This is a genomic window from Phycicoccus sonneratiae (assembly GCF_016887965.1).
Taxonomy (GTDB): Bacteria; Actinomycetota; Actinomycetes; order Actinomycetales; family Dermatophilaceae; genus Phycicoccus; species Phycicoccus sonneratiae.
The window spans coordinates 183,409-199,490 of record NZ_JAFDVD010000007.1 but is presented as its reverse complement, the minus strand read 5'-3'; the positions used below and the strand labels follow the sequence as shown (position 1 = coordinate 199,490).

Below are 16,082 nucleotides of genomic sequence, written 5' to 3'. Positions count from 1 at the left end.
CCCGGGGCACCGGCCGTGGACCATCCCGGCCGGTGCCCCGACCCAGAGAGGACGCACCATGACCACGGGGACCCTCACCGCACCCGTCCGGCCGACGCCGCGCGCCGTCGGGGCCCGAGGCCGGCGACGGCTGCTGTTCGTCGCGGTCCTCGCGGTGCTCGCCCTCGCCGCGACCCTCGGGGTGCGGGCGGCGATGGTTCGCGCGGACGACGTGCGGTCCGGGACCGAGGCGGTGACCGCCCAGCAGTTCGCGGCCCGCACCGGGGTCAAGCTGACCCTCCTCGGGGTCACCGGCGGCGGCGGGATGATCGAGTTCCGCTACCAGGTGGTCGACCCGGACAAGGCCAGCCTGCTGCTGCACCAGCCGGACAAGCGACCGGTCCTCGTCGCCGAGGACTCCGGCCAGACCCTCGCGATGCTCTCGCGGCCGCACAACCACAAGGCCGAGCTGAACCTCGGCGGCACCTACTTCTTCATCATGGCCAACACCCGCAACGCGATCCGCGACGGGACGAAGGTCACCGTCGTCGTCGGGGACGTGCGGCTCGAGCACGTCACGGCCCAGGCGTGACCGTGGGGTCGCCGGTCGCCCGGGTCGTGCGGGCGCTGCTCGTCGCGGCGCTCCTCGTCCTCGTCGGCGCGTCGGCGGCCTCGGCCCACGCGACCCTCCTGCGCTCCGACCCGCCGAACGGCGGCATGGTCGCGACCGGGCGCACCACCTTGACCCTCTGGTACGGCGAGGCCATCACGCCGGCCGTCAGCTCCTTCGACCTGCGCGGCGGGAGCGCCGCCACCCCCGTGCCGGTGCAGGTCCGGGTCGACGGTGACGGACGGGTCGTCCACCTCACGGTGCCACCCCTCGAGCGCGGGACCTACACGCTCACCTGGGCCACGGTGGCCACCGACGGGCACCCCACCCGCGGCGAGGTCCTCTTCGGCAGCGGCTTCCGGCCGGACGGGCTGCCGAGCGACGGCGCCGCCCTCCCGGCCCCGTGGCCGGTCCTGCTCCGCACCGCCGACCTCGGCGGCACGCTGCTCGCGCTCGGTGCGCTCCTGGCCCTCTGGCGTGTCGTGCCCGCCCTCGGCGCCCTCGCCCCCGTCACGCGGCGACGGACGACCACGGCCGGGCTGGTCGGCCTCGCTCTCGCGCTCGCCTCCTCGCTGGCGACACCGGTCGTCATGACCGCCTCCCAGCTCGGCCCGGACGCGGGCGCCGGCGCCTGGCGCGCCGCCCTCGGCGACATCGTCCTCGCGAGCACGTGGGGCCGGCTGTGGCTCGTCCGGGTGGCGGTCCTCGTCGTCGCCGTGACGGCCCTGTGGCTCAGCCGTTCCCGGGTGGGTCGACGCCGGGCCGTGGCCGGAGCCGCGCTCGTCGTCGGGGTGGCCCTCGATGCCTGGGCCGGGCACGCGTCGGCCCTCCCCTCGGGGCGGGGGCCGGCCTGGGCGGCCGCGACGGCGCACGTGCTCGCCGCCGGGGCGTGGGCCGGCGGGCTCCTCGTGCTCGCGCTCGTCCTCCGACCGCTCGCCGCCCTCGACCGGGGCGACCGCGGCGCCCCCGCGATGGCGGCGTGGCGCGCCTACAGCCCGCTCGCCGCCCTCTCGTCCCTCGTGCTCGTCGCCTCCGGGACGTACGAGGCCGGGGTGCACGTCGAGGCCGCCAACGGCCTGCTCCGGGGGGTCTACGGACCGGCCGTCCTCGCGAAGGTCGTGGTCGTGGGCGTCGCCCTCTGCCTCGCGGCGTACAACACCGTGCTCGTCAACGAGCGGGTCGCCGAGCGCGTCGGCCGGGTCGCCCTCCTCGGTCGCGGCTGGCGTCCGGCCCGGCACGCGCTGCGGACGACCGCCCTCGTCGAGGCCCTCGTCCTCGCGCTCGCGGTGGTGCTCGCCGCGGTGATGACCTCGGTCCCAACGGCCCGCGAGGTGAGCGCGGCGGCCTCGGCCAGCGCCCCCCAGAGCGACCGCGCGGACGGCCTGTTCGTCACCGTCGAGTCCGTGCCGACGGGCCGCGACCTCCGGGTGCTCGTGCGCGCCCAGGCCGTCGTCCGACCGCTCGGCACCCCCGTCACCGGCGTCGAGATCGGGCTCACCGAGGGCACGGTCACCGCGCCGGCCAGCCGTCCCGAGGACCGGCTGGTCCTCACCGCCGTCGAGCCCGGACGCTGGGAGGGCCAGCTCCGGGCGCCCGCCACGACGGACTGGACGACCGAGGTCTTCCTCCGGCGCGCCGGGGCCCGCACGACCGTCGTCCTCACCCCGTGGAGCAGTGCGCCGCCCGCGTCGACCTTCGGGACAGCCGCCACCGGCGTCGCGCTCGCCCTCCTCCTCGTCGCCGGGACGGCCGTCGTCGTCGCGCGCCGCCGACGGCGGCCCGGGGCGCCGACGGAGCTGCCCCTGCCGACGCCCGGCGAGCGCGTGCTCGAGGAGGTCGGCCGATGACGACCGCACGCGGGCGGCAGCGGCTCTGCGGCCTCGTGACGTGCGCGATCCTCGGGCTCGGGGCCCTGCTCGCCCCGCCCACCGCCGCGGCGACGGCGGGCGACCCGGGTGTCGAGCGGATGCTCGCCGGGGTGGACCCCGAGGCCCCGGTGCCGGTGGTCGTGCACCTGCGCGGCCGGGCGCCGGACGCCCCGACGACCGGGAGCCGGCGGGCCCGCCGGGCCGCGCTCGTCCGGTCGCTGCGGGCCCACGCCGGCTCGAGCCAGTCCGCGCTGCTCGCCCGGCTGGCCCGGCTGCAGGCCGAGGGCCGGACCGGTCCGGCGACCTCGCTGTGGGTCACCGACGCCGTCGCGGTGTCGGCCACGCCGGACGTCGTCCGCGAGCTCGCGAGCCGGCCGGACGTGGCCTCGGTGGAGCCGGACGCCGTGACGGTGCTGGCGGCCGACGTCGCGGCCGAGGGGAACGTGTCGACCACCGGTGCGCCGACCCTCTGGGCGGGCGGGCGCACCGGGACCGGCGTCGTCGTCGCGACCCTCGACAGCGGGGCCGACCCGAGCAACCCCGACCTCGCCGCCTCGTGGCGGGGCGGCACCAACAGCTGGTTCGACCCCTACGGCCAGCACCCCGACGCCCCCGTCGACCTGTCCGGGCACGGCACCGCGACGCTCGGCGTCGTCGTCGGCGACCACGACGCCGGCACGTCCTACGGCATGGCCCCGGGGGCCCGGTGGATCGCCGCGCGGGTCTTCGACGACCGGGGCGCCTCGAGCACCTCGGCCATCCACCAGGCGTTCCAGTGGGCCCTCGACCCCGACCACGACCCCGCGACCGACGACGGCCCGGACGTCGTCAACCTGTCCTGGTCGCTCGGCACCGGCCCCGGGTGCGACCTCGAGTTCCAGCCCGACGTCGCCGCCCTGCGCGCCGCGGGGACGCTCACCGTCGCCGCCGCGGGCAACTTCGGCCCGGGCCCGGCGACGTCGGTCAGCCCCGGCAACTACCCCGAGGTCCTCTCGGTCGGCGCGGTCGACTCCTCCGACCGGCTCTGGCCCTCCTCGAGCGCCGGGCCCTCGACCTGCGGCGGGCGCGGCCGGGTGCTGCCCGACCTCGTCGCCCCCGGGGTCTCGGTCCTCGCCGCCGACCGGTGGGGCGGGTACCAGGTCGTCTCCGGCACCTCGATCGCCACACCCCACGTGGCCGGCGCGCTGGCCCTGCTCCTCCAGGGCCGCCGGGGCACCGCCGTCGACCCGCTCGTCGCGGCCCTCACCGGCGGGGCGGTCGACCTCGGCGCCGCCGGACCCGACGACGTCTTCGGGCACGGACGCCTCGACGTCGCCGCCGCTGAGGCACTGCTCGAGGCCACCCCGCCCGCCGACCCCGGCTTCGCGCTGACCGCGGCCCCCGCCTCGGTCACCGTCGCGGCGGGGCAGACGGTGAGCGCCGAGGTGCGGCTCGTGCCGGAGCCGGGCTACGACGGCCCGGTCGGCCTGGCGGTCGCCGGCCTCCCGTCGGGCGTGACGGCCACCGCGTCCCCGTCGACGCTCACGCCCGCGAGCCCGACCGCCACGCTCACGCTGACCGCGTCCCGGACGGCCGTCGCCACGACGGTGCCGCTCACCGTCACCGGGACCGCCGCCGGGCACACGGCCACGGCCACCCTCGAGCTCGTCGTCCGGCCGGTGGTCGACTTCACGCTCAGCCCGGCGGCCCCGGGGGTGAGCGTGCGGCGCGGCGCGTCGGCGATGGTGCCGGTGTCGGTGCGCGGGCTGCGAGGCTGGACGGGGCCGGTCGCGGTCGGGTCGCTGGTCCTGGCGCGCGGCGTGGGCACCTCGCTCGACGCGCGGTCGGTGACGGCCCCCGGGTCGGTGACCCTCACCGTCCGAGCCGGACCCTCGGCGGCGCTCGGCCGGACGCCGGTGCTCGTGACCGGACGGGTCGGCCGCGTCGTGCGCAGCACGTGGGTCGTCGTGACCGTCACGCGCTGACCGGCTGGCTCCCCTCGCCGGCGACGGGGACCGACACGGCCATCCGCGAGCCGCCCTCCTCGGACCGGCCGGCGACGAGGCGACCGCCCGCCGACCGGGCGATCCCGGCGACGATGCGCAGCCCGAAACCGGTCTGCGAGTAGGCGTCTCGCAGCTGCGTCGACAGGTCGATGGCGTCCCACTCGTCGGCGTCCGGGGCGTCCGTGGGGGTGTTGACCCGCTGCACGAGCTCGTCGGACAGGCCCGGGCCGGAGTCGGCGACCCCCACCTCGACGCGCTCGCCGACGCGCTCGCTGAAGAGGCGGATGCGGTCGCCGGCGGACGTGTAGCGGATCGAGTTCTCGACGAGGGTGTCGATGGCCGCCCGCAGGCGGTCCGCGTTGACGGGCACGGAGTGGGCGGTGGCCTCGACGACGATGTCGCGGTCGGTGACCACGGCCCAGCGACGCCGGACCTCCTCGAGGAGGTCCGCGGTGTCGGACGGCCGGTCCGGCGCCCCCAGGTCGAGCGACACCGCGCGCACGAGCCGCTCGGCCACCCGGGTCAGCTGGTCGAGCTCCTCGCGCACCGTCGTGAGGTCCTCGTGGCGCGCGGGGTCGTCCTCGCTCGCGGCGAGGTGGTCGACGTAGCCGCGGGCGATGGTCAGCGGTGTGCGCAGCTCGTGGGACGTCATGCGCCCCAACCGGTCCCGGGCCACCGCCCGTCGCCGGTCGGCGGCCGCGAGCTCGGAGGCCCGGTCGATGGCGGCGTCGCGGCGACTGACGTGGTAGATGACGACGGACGCCAGCACGACGGGCGCCACGACCTCGACGAGCTCGATCGGGGGCAGGTCACCGCGCACGACGCGGGGCAGCATCACCGCGGCGGCGAAGGCCGCGAAGGCGACGACCGTGACGACCGTGCGGCCGACCGGCCAGGACCCGAACCCGTAGAGCACCGCGAACGCGAAGATGACGATCTCGATCGCCACGAGCTCGAGGTGGGGCACGAGGAGGAGCACGGCCGAGCAGACCACGAGGGCGACCAGCCAGGTGCCGAAGAGCACCCGGCCGAGGCCGGGGTCACGGGCCCGCGATGCAGTAGCCGACACCACGGACGGTCTCGATCATCGTCGGGTCGAGGATCTTCGTGCGGAGGCGTCCGACGCAGACCTCGAGGACGTTGCTGCCGGGGTCGAACTCGAAGCCCCAGATGTCCCGGAGCAGCTCGTCGCGGGTGCACACGTCACCCCGGCGCCGTAGCAGGTAGGCGAGCACCGCGGACTCGCGCTCGCTGAGCATCCGCGTGCCCTCCGGTGTGTGGAGCGCGCGCCGCCGCGTGTCGAGGCGGTGGTCGCCGTGCTCGAGGAAGCGGCCGTCGTCGTTGACCGTGCGCGGCGTCCCGAGGTGGCGGTTGACGCGGGCGAGGAGCTCGGCGGTGGCGAAGGGCTTGCCGACGAAGTCCGTGGCGCCCTCCTCGATGGCCTGCACCCGCGTGCCGACGTCGCCGACGCCGGAGAGCACGATGACCGTCGGCGGCTCGGGGAGGCGCTGGATCTGGCGCAGGACGGTGAGGCCGTCCATCCCCGGCATCACGAGGTCGAGGAGGACGAGGTCGACGCGTCGGCTGCGGACCACGGCGCACGCCTCGGCGCCGTCCGCTGCCATCAGCGGCCGGTGACCCGCGGCGACGAGGGTGCGGCCCAGGAGGGTCCGGAGCCGTGCTTCATCGTCCACGATGAGAATGTCAGCCATCCCCTGCTGCCTCTCATGACGTGTTCGTGACAGGAGGTTAACGGCCTGATGAGCCGCGTGTAAGGGTTTCCTGAGTTCTTTCGACGCGCTCTGGTGCGGCGGCGCCGGACCCGCAACGGTAGGGGAGGCACCGGGGGAGCGCGTCCCGGCCGTCGCGACCGGGTCGACGACCACGGCGACCAACCTGCACCGTCGTCCCACGGGACCCGACGGGGTCGTCGTGGTCGCTCCACGGGTCGTGGGTCACACCCCGCGTGTGACCCACGAGACGGCGCGACGGCGCCCCGCGGAGCACAGTGGAGGCATGGCCGAGGACGTGCTCTCGAGGCAGTCGGACCGGCCCCCCGAGGGGACCGGTCACCGTCCGGTCGTCGCCGCGCTCGACGGCTCCTCCCGTGAGGACTCCGTCGTCGCCTGGGCCGCGGCCGCCGCGTCACGGTGGGGGGTGCGCCTCGACCTCGTCCACGTCGTCGACCCGGGGATCACGACGACCCCGTACGCGGTCTTCGCGACCGAGACCCCCTGGTTCGGGGAGCGGCTCGAGGCGAACGCCCGCGAGCGGCTCGAGGCCCGGGCCGCGATGCTCCGCGAGCGGCACCCGGGTCTTGAGGTCTCCGTCCGTGCGCCGTTCGGCTCGCCGCCCGCCGTCCTCGTCGGACTCTCGGAGCGGGCGACGGTCGTGGTCGGGGCCTCCACCCACGGCCGCCTCGAGCGGTGGGTCCTCGGGTCCACCGCGCTCGCGGTCGTGGCCCACGGGCACGGCACGGTGGTCGTCGTGCCCGAGTCGCTGCCGCCGGTGGAACCACACCGGGTCGTCGTCGGTGCCGACGGCAGCGACGCCGGGGCCCGCGCCCTCGCCGTGGCGGTCGGGGAGGCCGCCGCGGTGGGCGGCCGGGTCACCGCCGTCACCGCGTGGACCGTCGAGGTCGAGGACGGCGTCGTCGTCGCCGAGCCCGGGACGGAGCGGTGGGCGCGAGTCGAGACCCGGCTCGCCGGGGGGGTGCGGGCGAGCGTCGCCGGCGCGCTGGCGGACCGTCCCGAGGTGCCGGTCGAGGTCGTCGTGCGCCACGGCGCCCCCGCGCCAGTCCTGCTCGACGTCGTCCGCGAGCAGGGCGCCGACCTCCTCGTCGTCGGGCGCCGGGGCCACGGCGGCTTCGCCGGGCTGCTCATGGGCAGCGTGAGCCGGGCCGTCGCACAACGGGCCCCGGTGCCGGTGGCCGTCGTCCACTGACCGGCGGCCGGCCCGCTGACCGGCCGCCGGGACCCGCGGCCGGTCAGCCCATCGCGGCGCGCACCAGCGGGGCGAAGCCGTCGCGGTACCCGGCCTTGGTCGGGTGGTAGATGTCGAGCAGCCCGGTCTTCTTGCCCCAGACGTAGGGGGTGGCGGCGCAGACGTCGTGGCCGGTGAAGGACGGCACCGGGTCGAGGTAGGTGAAGCCGGCCGCACCCGCGCGGGCCGCGATGACGCGGTCGAGGTGGGCGGCGACGTCGTTGAGCAGCACCGACTCCCGGCTGTTCACCCCGCCGGCCTGGGCGCACGACACGGAGGACCCGAAGGGCTTCGGGTAGCCGACGACCATGACCTTCGCGCCCGGCGCGCGGCTGCGGATGTCGGCGTACGTGGCGTCGAGCTTCGCCGGGAGCTCGGCGTCGATGCGCGAGCCGACCTTCGAGACCGTCGAGCGGCACAGCAGCTCGTCCCAGCTGTTGAAGCAGGACAGGATGAGGTCGACGAAGCCGACGTCGTTGCCGCCGATGCTGATCGTCACGAAGTCGGTGGACGACGACAGCGCCGCGGTCTGTCCGCCGGTCACGTCGCCGGTCTTCGCGCCGGAGCAGGCCTTGAACGACAGGGTGGTGTTCGGGCGGGCCTTCGCGACGAGCGGGGCGTAGGCGAGGCTGCTGCGGTAGCAGGAGAGGCTGAGGTCCGGCCATCCGGTGCCGTTGCCGGCGGCGTAGGAGTCACCGAGCGCGACGTACTGGTCCGGTTCGGCGGCGGCCGCGGACGGCAGGAGCGTCGCGGCGAGCACGAGGGGGAGGGCCGCGACCGCGGCGGCGAGGGACCTCAGGCGGGGGCGAGCGGACAACGGGCACTCCTTCGTGCGGCGTCTCGGGCGACGCGCGCCGCCCCGGGTGGGCCCACTCTCACCCGCGGGGGATCACCCCGCAACCGGGGCGAACGGCCACCCCTGCACCATCCCCGGCTCGCGGCCGGGCTCGACGAAGTGCTCGAAGCCGAAGACCGACGCGAAGACCTCGGGAGGCATCGCGAGCATCATCCCGACGTCGCTCGTCTGGCTGGCGTGGCTGGCCAGGGCGGCCCGCTTGCGCTCGATCCGGTCGCGGACGTCGACCTGCCAGTGGATCTCGGCGGCCGGCGTGCCCATCGGGTTGCCGTCGTCCATCGGGGCGTCGGGGTCCCAGTCCTCCTCGATGCCCGCGGCCCGGGCGGCCTCGAACATCTCGCGCATCGCGTCGCGGTTCATCGTGGACTCGAGGACCCGGGGGCGCCGGGCCGCGAGCTCGGCCCCCCGGTGCAGCACCCGGTGCACCTGGACGTGGTCGGGGTGGCCGTAGCCGCCGTGCCAGTCGTAGCCGACCGCGACGTCGGCGTCCTCCTCGTCGAGGACGTCGGCGAAGCGCCGCCCGGCCTCGTCGAGGTCGGCCGCGGTGAAGGCGCCGTCGTGGGAGTTCTGCTCCCAGCCGGTCATCCCCGAGTCGGAGTACCCGAGCCACACGACCCGGTGCAGCCCGATGGCCCGGGCCGAGGCCTCGAGCTCGCGGCGGCGCCGGTGGACGAGGGTCTCGCCGGGCGCGAGGTCGTCGGGGGCGGTGCCGTGCTCGCCACCGGTCGAGACGACGAGGACGACGCGGTGCCCCTCGTCGACGGCGCGGGCCATCGAGCCGGAGGTCTGCGAGGCCTCGTCGTCGGGGTGGGCGTGGAGGAAGACGATGGTCGACACCCGCACATCATGCCGACCGCCCCCGACAGCGGGGGCGGCCGGCCGAGGGGTGGGGTCAGCCGACCGGGCGCAGCGCCGGTGGGGTCGCCCGCACGGCGTGGGTCGAGGGGGAGGCCACGAGCGCCTCGTCGACCGTCAGCCGGCCGGTCCCGGTGTCGTAGCCGCCGGTGACCCGCACCGGCGAGCCGTAGGGCGCACGCGACTCGTCGACGACGAAGGAGACGACCGGTCCGTCGACGCTCGTGCGGCCGGAGTGCACGAGGGTGCCGTCGGGCCGCACCAGCCACACCCGACCGCCGTCGCGCTGGTCGGCGAGGAGATAGGCGTCGAGGCTGTAGCGCTCGGAGCAGACCCGCTCGCGCAGCAGCGCGCCGAGCAGCCGCGGGGCGCCGAGGACCGTGTCCGGCGCCTGTCCGCGCAGCCCGGCGTCGAGGGCCAGCGCGCCGGGGTGGCCCGAGCACACGTACGGGTGAACCGAGGCCTGGCTCAGCGCGAGGCCGGGCAGCTCGCGCTCGGCGGAGGCGACGATGGTGCGCTTGGGCATCCGTCCGCCGCGGGCCCAGTCGATGGTGCGTCCGCGGGCCGCGGAGTACTTCGTCGTGTCGACGGGCTCGACGAGGGAGACCTCGAGCCCGTGCCGGTACGACAGGAGCGTCCGCGCCATCCGCAGGTCGCGGCCGACGGGCGTGGTGGGGTCGAGCCGCAGCCGGTCGAGGGACGCGAGCGCGCTCGCGTCGCCGACCCGGCCGAGGGCCCCGACGACGCGGCGCAGCACGTCCGGGCTGTCCGTGGCCAGGGCGGTCTCCAGCGCCTCCTGCGTCGCCCGGCCGGGGATGCGCCCGAGGGCGACGGCGGCGCGGGCGCGGACCCGGTCGTCGGCGTGGCCGACGACGAGCTCGCGGCCGAGGGCCGGGAGGGTCGGCGCGTCGCGGCGGGCGAGCACGGCGAGGCTCTCGCTCGCGACGTCCGGCCGGGTCGCGCGCGCCAGCCGGCCGAGGGCCGCGTCGGAGCGGTGGTCGAGGGGGGTGTGGTCGGTGGGCATGGTCGTCCTTCCGTCCTCAGCAGCCGCCGCGGACCTGGCAGCGGCCGCGCATCGTCGAGCCCTGGGAGGTGGTGAGCAGCACCGAGGTGCGGGTGCTCACCGCGCACCGGGTCTGGGCCATGAGGTTCTCCCGGGCGCTCGTGGCGGTGGGGCAGTCCTCCCCGTGGTTGTGCGACAGGTCGAGGAAGTGGCCGAGCTCGTGGGCGACGGTGCGGGAGAACCCTTCCGCGTCGCGGTTGATCTCCCCGCCGATGAGCCCGTCGTCCTTGTCGCCCTTGTCGCAGTCGCCCGGCACCGGCGAGATCCCGACGAAGTCGGTGTCGCTGATGTTGCGGACGATGAACATGTCGACGCCGTCGTTGGCGACGCTCCACTCGTCGGACAGGCTGTCGGCCTCGGACTCGCTGCCGAGGTCGTCGCGGCCGTTCGACGCCGCCGCGGTGATCCAGAAGTACTGCACCCGACCGAGTCCGAGCTGGCGGGTCGCGTAGATCTGTCGGGTGCGGTGCACGGCGTAGTCGACCTTGTCGTCGGCGGCCGCCATGTCCGTCGAGGACAGCAGGTCGAGGCCGACCTCGACGAGGTTGAGGTTGACGTGCCCGCGCGAGAGGCCGTCGAAGGCCTGGCCCAGCGAGACGGTGACGGGGGTGGACGTCGCGGGGTCGGTGGGCGGCGTGCCGCGCCAGAACCCGAGCACCTCGCGCATCACCGACAGGTTCGCCTGGCCGCCGAGGCCCATGCACGACATCGCCTGCCGGACGGAGGCGACGGTCACGGCCCGACCCGCCCCTCGAGCTCAGTGACGCGGGCGGTCAGCGCGGTGACCTGGCTCTGGAGCGAGGCGATGACCGTCGCGACGTCCTGCCCGCCGACGCTCAGCGACCCGGGGCAGCTGACCCGGCCCTCGATCGTCACGCCGCCGACGTAGTCGCGGTTGAAGTTGACGACGAGCGTGTCCTCCCAGGCGTGGACGAGGGCGCGCCGGTAGGGGTTGCGGCGCTTGGTTGGCCGGAGGACGCCGGTGGTGCGGCGGCGCTCGGTGCCGCCGTCGAGCATGAGGTCGGTGCCGAACTGCTGGACGACACGGGAGCGGACGACGAGCCAGTCGCCGTTCGTCGCGCCGTGCACGGTCTTGAGGTCGTTGATCGTCACGCCGCCGGGGTAGTCGCGGTCCCAGTTGAGGGTCAGCCCGTCGTCGAAGTCGTGGACGAGCGCGCGCCGGTACGGGGTGTCGGTCTTCCGGCGCCACGGGGCGTCGAGCATCAGGTCGTTGCTCGCCGCCTTCGTGACGGCCGCCTCCAGGTGGATCCAGTCGCCGTCGAACCTGATGTCGGTCATCGCCCTCGCCTCTCCTCGTGCGGTCGGTCGCGGAGGAGGAGGTCGGCGGGGCGGCGCTGATACACGGGCGCACGCAAGCCCCACAGGGGGCGGTCGAGTCCCTACCGTGTCCGGTGGCCCGGCGACCGCCGGACGTCCCGGGGGAACGAGGAGGTTCCTGTGACCACCACCGACCAGCCCGACGCCGGCGGACCACGCCGCGACGAGGTCGACCACGACACCGTCCCACCCGCCCGGACGGGCCTGCTCGTCGTCGCCGGCGTGCTGCTCGCGATCCCGGTCGTCGCGCTGCTCTGGGTGAGCAGCTACAGCCGCGTCGAGCCGAAGCTCTGGGGCTTCCCGTTCTTCATCTGGTACCAGTTCCTCTGGGTCTTCCTCTGCTCGGCGTTCACGTACACCGCGTACCGCATCGTCCTTCTCGCGCGGCCGCACCGGCCGATGACCGACGCCGGGGCCGACCGGGCGGGGGAGCGGGCATGAGCGGCATCGACGGCACCGCGCTGGCCGTCCTCGTCGTCCTCTTCCTCCTCGTGACGGTCATGGGCTTCATGGCCACCCGCTGGCGCCGGCCGACCTCGATGGAGTCGCTCGACGAATGGGGCCTCGGCGGACGCTCGTTCGGCACGTGGATCACGTGGTTCCTGCTCGGTGGCGACCTCTACACGGCGTACACGTTCGTCGCCGTCCCGGCGGCGATGTTCGGCGCCGGCGCGGTGTCGGGCTTCTTCGCCGTCCCCTACACGATCGTCCTCTACCCGATCATCTTCGTGTTCATGGCGCGGCTCTGGTCGGTCAGCCACCGGCACGGCTACGTGACGACCGCCGACTTCGTGCGGGGCCGGTTCGGTTCCCGCGGACTGTCGTTGGCCGTCGCGGTCACCGGCTTCCTCGCGACGATGCCGTACATCGCGCTCCAGCTCGTCGGCATCCAGGCGGTGCTCGAGGTCATCGGGCTCGGCGGCGGCAGCAACATCATCGCCAAGGACCTCCCGCTCTTCATCGCCTTCGCGCTGCTCGCGGCGTACACGTACTCGAGCGGGCTGCGGGCGCCGGCGGTCATCGCCTTCGTCAAGGACACGCTGATCTACCTCGTGATCATCGTGGCCATCGTCTACCTGCCGAGCAAGGTCGGCGGCTGGGACGCCGTGTTCTCCGCGGCCGAGCAGAAGATGGCGAAGCCGAACCCGGTGGACGGCAAGCCGACCGGCGCGTTCATCCCCGGTGCGCAGGCGCAGTGGGCGTACGCGACGCTGGGCCTCGGCTCGGCGCTCGCGCTCTTCATGTACCCGCACTCGATCACGGCCAGCCTGTCGGCGAGCTCGCGGAACACGATCCGCCGCAACGCCTCGATCCTGCCGGCGTACTCCTTCGTCCTCGGCCTGCTGGCGCTCCTCGGCTGGGTGGCCATCGCCGCCGGCACGAAGCCGATCGGCCTCGACGGCAAGCCGAACGCGCAGCTCGTCATCCCGCAGCTGTTCGAGGACTCCTTCCCGTCGTGGTTCGCGGGAGTCGCGTTCGCGGCCATCGCGATCGGTGCCCTCGTGCCGGCGGCGATCATGTCCATCGCGGCGGCGAACACCTTCACGCGCAACATCTACAAGGAGTGGCTGAAGCCCGACGCGACGCCGCAGCAGGAGGCCAAGGTCTCCAAGCTCGTCTCGCTCGTCGTCAAGGCCTTCGCCCTGGTGTTCGTCCTCGCGCTCGACAAGCAGAACGCGATCAACTTCCAGCTGCTCGGCGGCATCTGGATCCTCCAGACCTTCCCCGCCGTCGTCCTCGGCCTCTACACGCGCTGGCTGCACCGGTGGGCGCTGACGGCCGGCTGGGCGGTCGGCATGGTCTACGGCACGTGGCAGGCGTGGAGCGTCGCGAACCCGCGGGCCGGCATCAACCACTTCGGCGGCTCGCTCGACACCATCCCGGTCATCGGGCAGATGGGCTACATCGCGATGACGGCGTTCGTCATCAACCTGCTCGTCGCCGTCGTCGGGACGGTCGTGCTACGGGTCGCCAAGGCTCCCGACGGTGACGACGAGACGATCCGCGGCGACTACTTCGCCGACGCCGGTGACCCGCGCGTCGAGAAGGTCCTCCAGCCACTCCACCAGGAGGCGCCGAACCCCTGACCCCTGTGCCGGGCGGGCACGGTCGCGGCCGCGAGCCGGTGCCCGTGCCCGCCCGGGCAGTTGGCAGGATGGGGCCATGCCCGACTCCCCGACGCCCCGGCTCGCCGAGCTCGCCCTGGCCCACGGGGTCGCGACGGAGTACTGGGACTGGCTGGGCCGGCACGTGACCGTGTCGGCGGCGTCGATCCGGTCGGTCCTCGCGGCCCTCGGGGTGGCGGCGGACGACGACGCGCAGGTCGAGGCGGCCATCGCCGAGCACGCCGACGCACCGTGGCGCCGGACGCTCCAGGCCACCGTCGTCGCGCGGGCCGGGCGTCGCCGCGAGGTGCTCGTGCACGTGCCGGCGGGCTCCGGGGTCAGGCTGCACGCCGAGCTCGAGGACGGCGGCCGCCGTCCCCTCACCCAGCTCGACCGCTGGGTGCCGGACCGGGTCGTCGACGGCACGGCACTGGGGGAGGCGGCCTTCGAGGTCCCGGACGACCTGCCGCTGGGCTGGCACCGGCTCGTCGCCGAGGTCGACGCCGCACCGCTCGACCCCTCGACGCTGACGAGCACCCTCGTCGTCTGCCCCGAGCGCCTCGAGCTGCCCGAGCCGGTGGCCTCGCGGCGCGTCGTCGGGCTGATGGCCCAGCTGTACCAGGTGCGCTCGCCGGGGTCCTGGGGCGTCGGCGACCTGCGCGACCTCGCCGACCTCGCGACGTGGGCCGCCGCGGCGCACGACGCCGACTTCGTCCTCGTCAACCCGCTGCACGCCGCCGAGCCCGTGCCGCCGATCGAGGCCTCGCCCTACCTGCCGACGACCCGGCGCTTCGTCAACCCGCTGTACCTGCGGGTCGAGGACGTGCCCGAGGTGGCCGCGCTGGACGCCACCGGGCGCCGGCGGCTGGCCGACCTCGCCGCGCGCGGTCGGGCGCTCGACGCGGGCGACCGCATCGAGCGCGACGCCGCGTGGGCGCTCAAGCGGGAGGCGCTGCGCCTCGTGCACGACGTGGGGCTCACCGGCGCGCGGGCGCAGGCCTTCGCCGCCTACTGCGAGCGCGAGGGGGAGGGGCTGGCGCGCTTCGCGACGTGGTGCGCGATCGCCGACCTCCACGGGCTGCCGTTCACCGCGTGGCCGGGGGACCTGCAGGACCCCGACGGCCCCGGCGTCGAGGCCTTCGCCGCCGAGCACGCCGACGACGTCGACCTCCACCGCTGGATGCAGTGGCTCCTCGAGGACCAGCTCGCCGGGGTGCAGCGCGAGGCCACCGCCGCCGGGATGTCGCTCGGGATCGTCCACGACCTCGCGGTCGGGGTGCACCCGGTCGGGGCCGACGCGTGGGGCCTCGGCGACGCCCTGGCGCGCGGGGTGACGGTCGGGGCGCCGCCGGACCAGTTCAACCAGCTCGGGCAGAACTGGAGCCAGCCGCCGTGGCGCCCGGACCGGCTCGCCGAGCTGGGGTACGCACCGTTCCGCGACATGGTGCGCACCGTGCTCCGCGACTCCGGCGGCATCCGCGTCGACCACATCCTCGGGCTGTTCCGGCTGTGGTGGATCCCGACCGGGGGCACGCCCGCCGACGGCACGTACGTGTACTACGACGAGGAGGCGCTGCTCGGCATCCTCGTCCTCGAGGCCCAGCGCGCCGGGGCGGTCGTCATCGGCGAGGACCTCGGGGTCGTGGCGCCCAACGTCCGCGAGGTGCTCACCGAGCGCGGACTGCTCGGCACCTCCATCCTCTGGTTCGAGTGGGACGGCGACACCGTGCGGCCGCCGGAGTCCTACCGCGACCTGTGCCTGTCCTCGGTCACGGTCCACGACCTGCCGCCGACGGCCGGCTACCTGACGCTCGAGCACGTCGCGGTGCGCGAGCGGCTCGGGCTGCTCACCCGGCCGGTCGAGGAGGAGCGCGCGGTCGAGGAGTCGGCGATCGGCCGGGTGCGCGCCGCGCTGGAGTCGCGCGGCCTGCTGGCGCCCGGCGCCGACGTCGACGACACGGTCGTGGCGCTGCACCGGTGGCTCGCGCAGACCCCGAGCCGGATGCTCGCGGTCTCGCTGCCCGACGTCGTCGGCGACCGGCGGGCCATCAACCAGCCCGGCACCCACGAGGAGTACCCCAACTGGCGGCTGCCGCTCGCGGGCCCGGACGGACGGCCGGTCGACCTCGACGACATCCGCGAGTCCCCGCTCGCCGAGCCCCTCTTCGACGCCCTCCGCGGCCTCTGACCCCGGGCACCCTGACCCTCGACCTCCCCTCCCCGGGGGGGGGGGGGGGGGGGGGGGGGGGGGGGGGCGGGGGGGGGGGGGGGCGGGCGCGCGGCGGGGGGGGGGGGGGGGGCTCACCCGGGGGGGGGGCGCGCGCGGGGGGGGGGGGGGGCCCCCCCGGGCCCCCCCCCCCCCCGCCGTGCCCCCTCCCGTTTGCGTGATCGGCCACCCGGAGCGCTACCGTCGTCGCGTCACCACGTCCGACGCAGCGACG

The 16,082-nt window shown here is 75.4% G+C and carries 14 protein-coding genes; 7 read left to right on the top strand and 7 right to left on the bottom strand.

Annotated features, from left to right (window positions below):
* Positions 1-58: 58 nt before the first annotated feature.
* From JQN70_RS06420 to JQN70_RS06410, 3 genes are read left to right on the top strand one after another with little or no spacing between them, the layout of a single operon-like run.
* Positions 59-571 (top strand): hypothetical protein, encoded by a 513-nt coding sequence (locus tag JQN70_RS06420; protein WP_204130492.1) that lies wholly within the window; start codon positions 59-61, stop codon positions 569-571.
* Complete coding sequence (locus tag JQN70_RS06415; protein WP_204130491.1) at positions 568-2,436, top strand: copper resistance CopC family protein; 1,869 nt, start codon at positions 568-570, stop codon at positions 2,434-2,436. Before JQN70_RS06420 ends, JQN70_RS06415 begins: the two co-directional genes overlap by 4 nt.
* Positions 2,433-4,421, top strand: coding sequence for a S8 family serine peptidase (locus tag JQN70_RS06410; RefSeq protein WP_204130490.1), 1,989 nt, complete (start codon positions 2,433-2,435; stop codon positions 4,419-4,421). The genes JQN70_RS06415 and JQN70_RS06410 overlap by 4 nt, the downstream gene beginning before the upstream one ends.
* On the opposite strand, the gene JQN70_RS19895 is transcribed toward JQN70_RS06410, so the two are convergent.
* Together JQN70_RS19895 and JQN70_RS06400 are read right to left on the bottom strand one after the other, a co-directional pair.
* A complete protein-coding gene (locus JQN70_RS19895) occupies positions 4,411-5,511 on the bottom strand; it encodes a sensor histidine kinase (RefSeq protein WP_204130489.1) in 1,101 nt (366 codons plus the stop codon). The two genes, JQN70_RS06410 and JQN70_RS19895, sit on opposite strands and share 11 nt — an antisense overlap.
* Complete coding sequence (locus JQN70_RS06400; protein WP_204130488.1) at positions 5,483-6,136, bottom strand: response regulator transcription factor; 654 nt, start codon at positions 6,134-6,136, stop codon at positions 5,483-5,485. The genes JQN70_RS19895 and JQN70_RS06400 overlap by 29 nt, the downstream gene beginning before the upstream one ends.
* A 322-nt stretch (positions 6,137-6,458) precedes the next feature.
* On the opposite strand from JQN70_RS06400, the gene JQN70_RS06395 reads away from it, so the two are divergent.
* Entirely contained in the window at positions 6,459-7,385 is a 927-nt protein-coding gene (locus JQN70_RS06395; protein ID WP_204130487.1) for a universal stress protein, read from the top strand.
* A gap of 43 nt (positions 7,386-7,428) precedes the next feature.
* On the opposite strand, the gene JQN70_RS06390 is transcribed toward JQN70_RS06395, so the two are convergent.
* The 5 genes from JQN70_RS06390 to JQN70_RS06370 form a co-directional block, all read right to left on the bottom strand.
* Entirely contained in the window at positions 7,429-8,241 is an 813-nt protein-coding gene (locus JQN70_RS06390; protein ID WP_204130486.1) for an SGNH/GDSL hydrolase family protein, read from the bottom strand.
* A 72-nt stretch (positions 8,242-8,313) separates the two neighbouring features.
* On the bottom strand, positions 8,314-9,117 hold the full coding sequence (locus tag JQN70_RS06385) for a PIG-L family deacetylase (protein WP_204130485.1): 804 nt from the start codon (positions 9,115-9,117) through the stop codon (positions 8,314-8,316).
* A 55-nt stretch (positions 9,118-9,172) separates the two neighbouring features.
* A complete protein-coding gene (locus tag JQN70_RS06380) occupies positions 9,173-10,159 on the bottom strand; it encodes a HEAT repeat domain-containing protein (protein WP_204130484.1) in 987 nt (328 codons plus the stop codon).
* Positions 10,160-10,175: 16 nt separating this feature from the next.
* Positions 10,176-10,934: a zinc metalloprotease gene (locus tag JQN70_RS20835; RefSeq protein ID WP_204130483.1), complete on the bottom strand. Its 759-nt coding sequence runs from the start codon at positions 10,932-10,934 to the stop codon at positions 10,176-10,178.
* A complete protein-coding gene (locus tag JQN70_RS06370) occupies positions 10,931-11,497 on the bottom strand; it encodes a hypothetical protein (protein WP_204130482.1) in 567 nt (188 codons plus the stop codon). Before JQN70_RS06370 ends, JQN70_RS20835 begins: the two co-directional genes overlap by 4 nt.
* A 159-nt stretch (positions 11,498-11,656) precedes the next feature.
* On the opposite strand from JQN70_RS06370, the gene JQN70_RS19885 reads away from it, so the two are divergent.
* From JQN70_RS19885 to malQ, 3 genes are all read left to right on the top strand, one after another.
* Complete coding sequence (locus JQN70_RS19885) at positions 11,657-11,977, top strand: DUF3311 domain-containing protein (RefSeq protein ID WP_204130481.1); 321 nt, start codon at positions 11,657-11,659, stop codon at positions 11,975-11,977.
* A complete protein-coding gene (gene mctP / locus JQN70_RS06360; protein ID WP_204130480.1) occupies positions 11,974-13,623 on the top strand; it encodes a monocarboxylate uptake permease MctP in 1,650 nt (549 codons plus the stop codon). Before JQN70_RS19885 ends, mctP begins: the two co-directional genes overlap by 4 nt.
* Positions 13,624-13,699: 76 nt before the next feature.
* Entirely contained in the window at positions 13,700-15,829 is a 2,130-nt protein-coding gene (gene malQ / locus JQN70_RS06355) for a 4-alpha-glucanotransferase (protein ID WP_204130479.1), read from the top strand.
* Positions 15,830-16,082 lie beyond the last annotated feature (253 nt).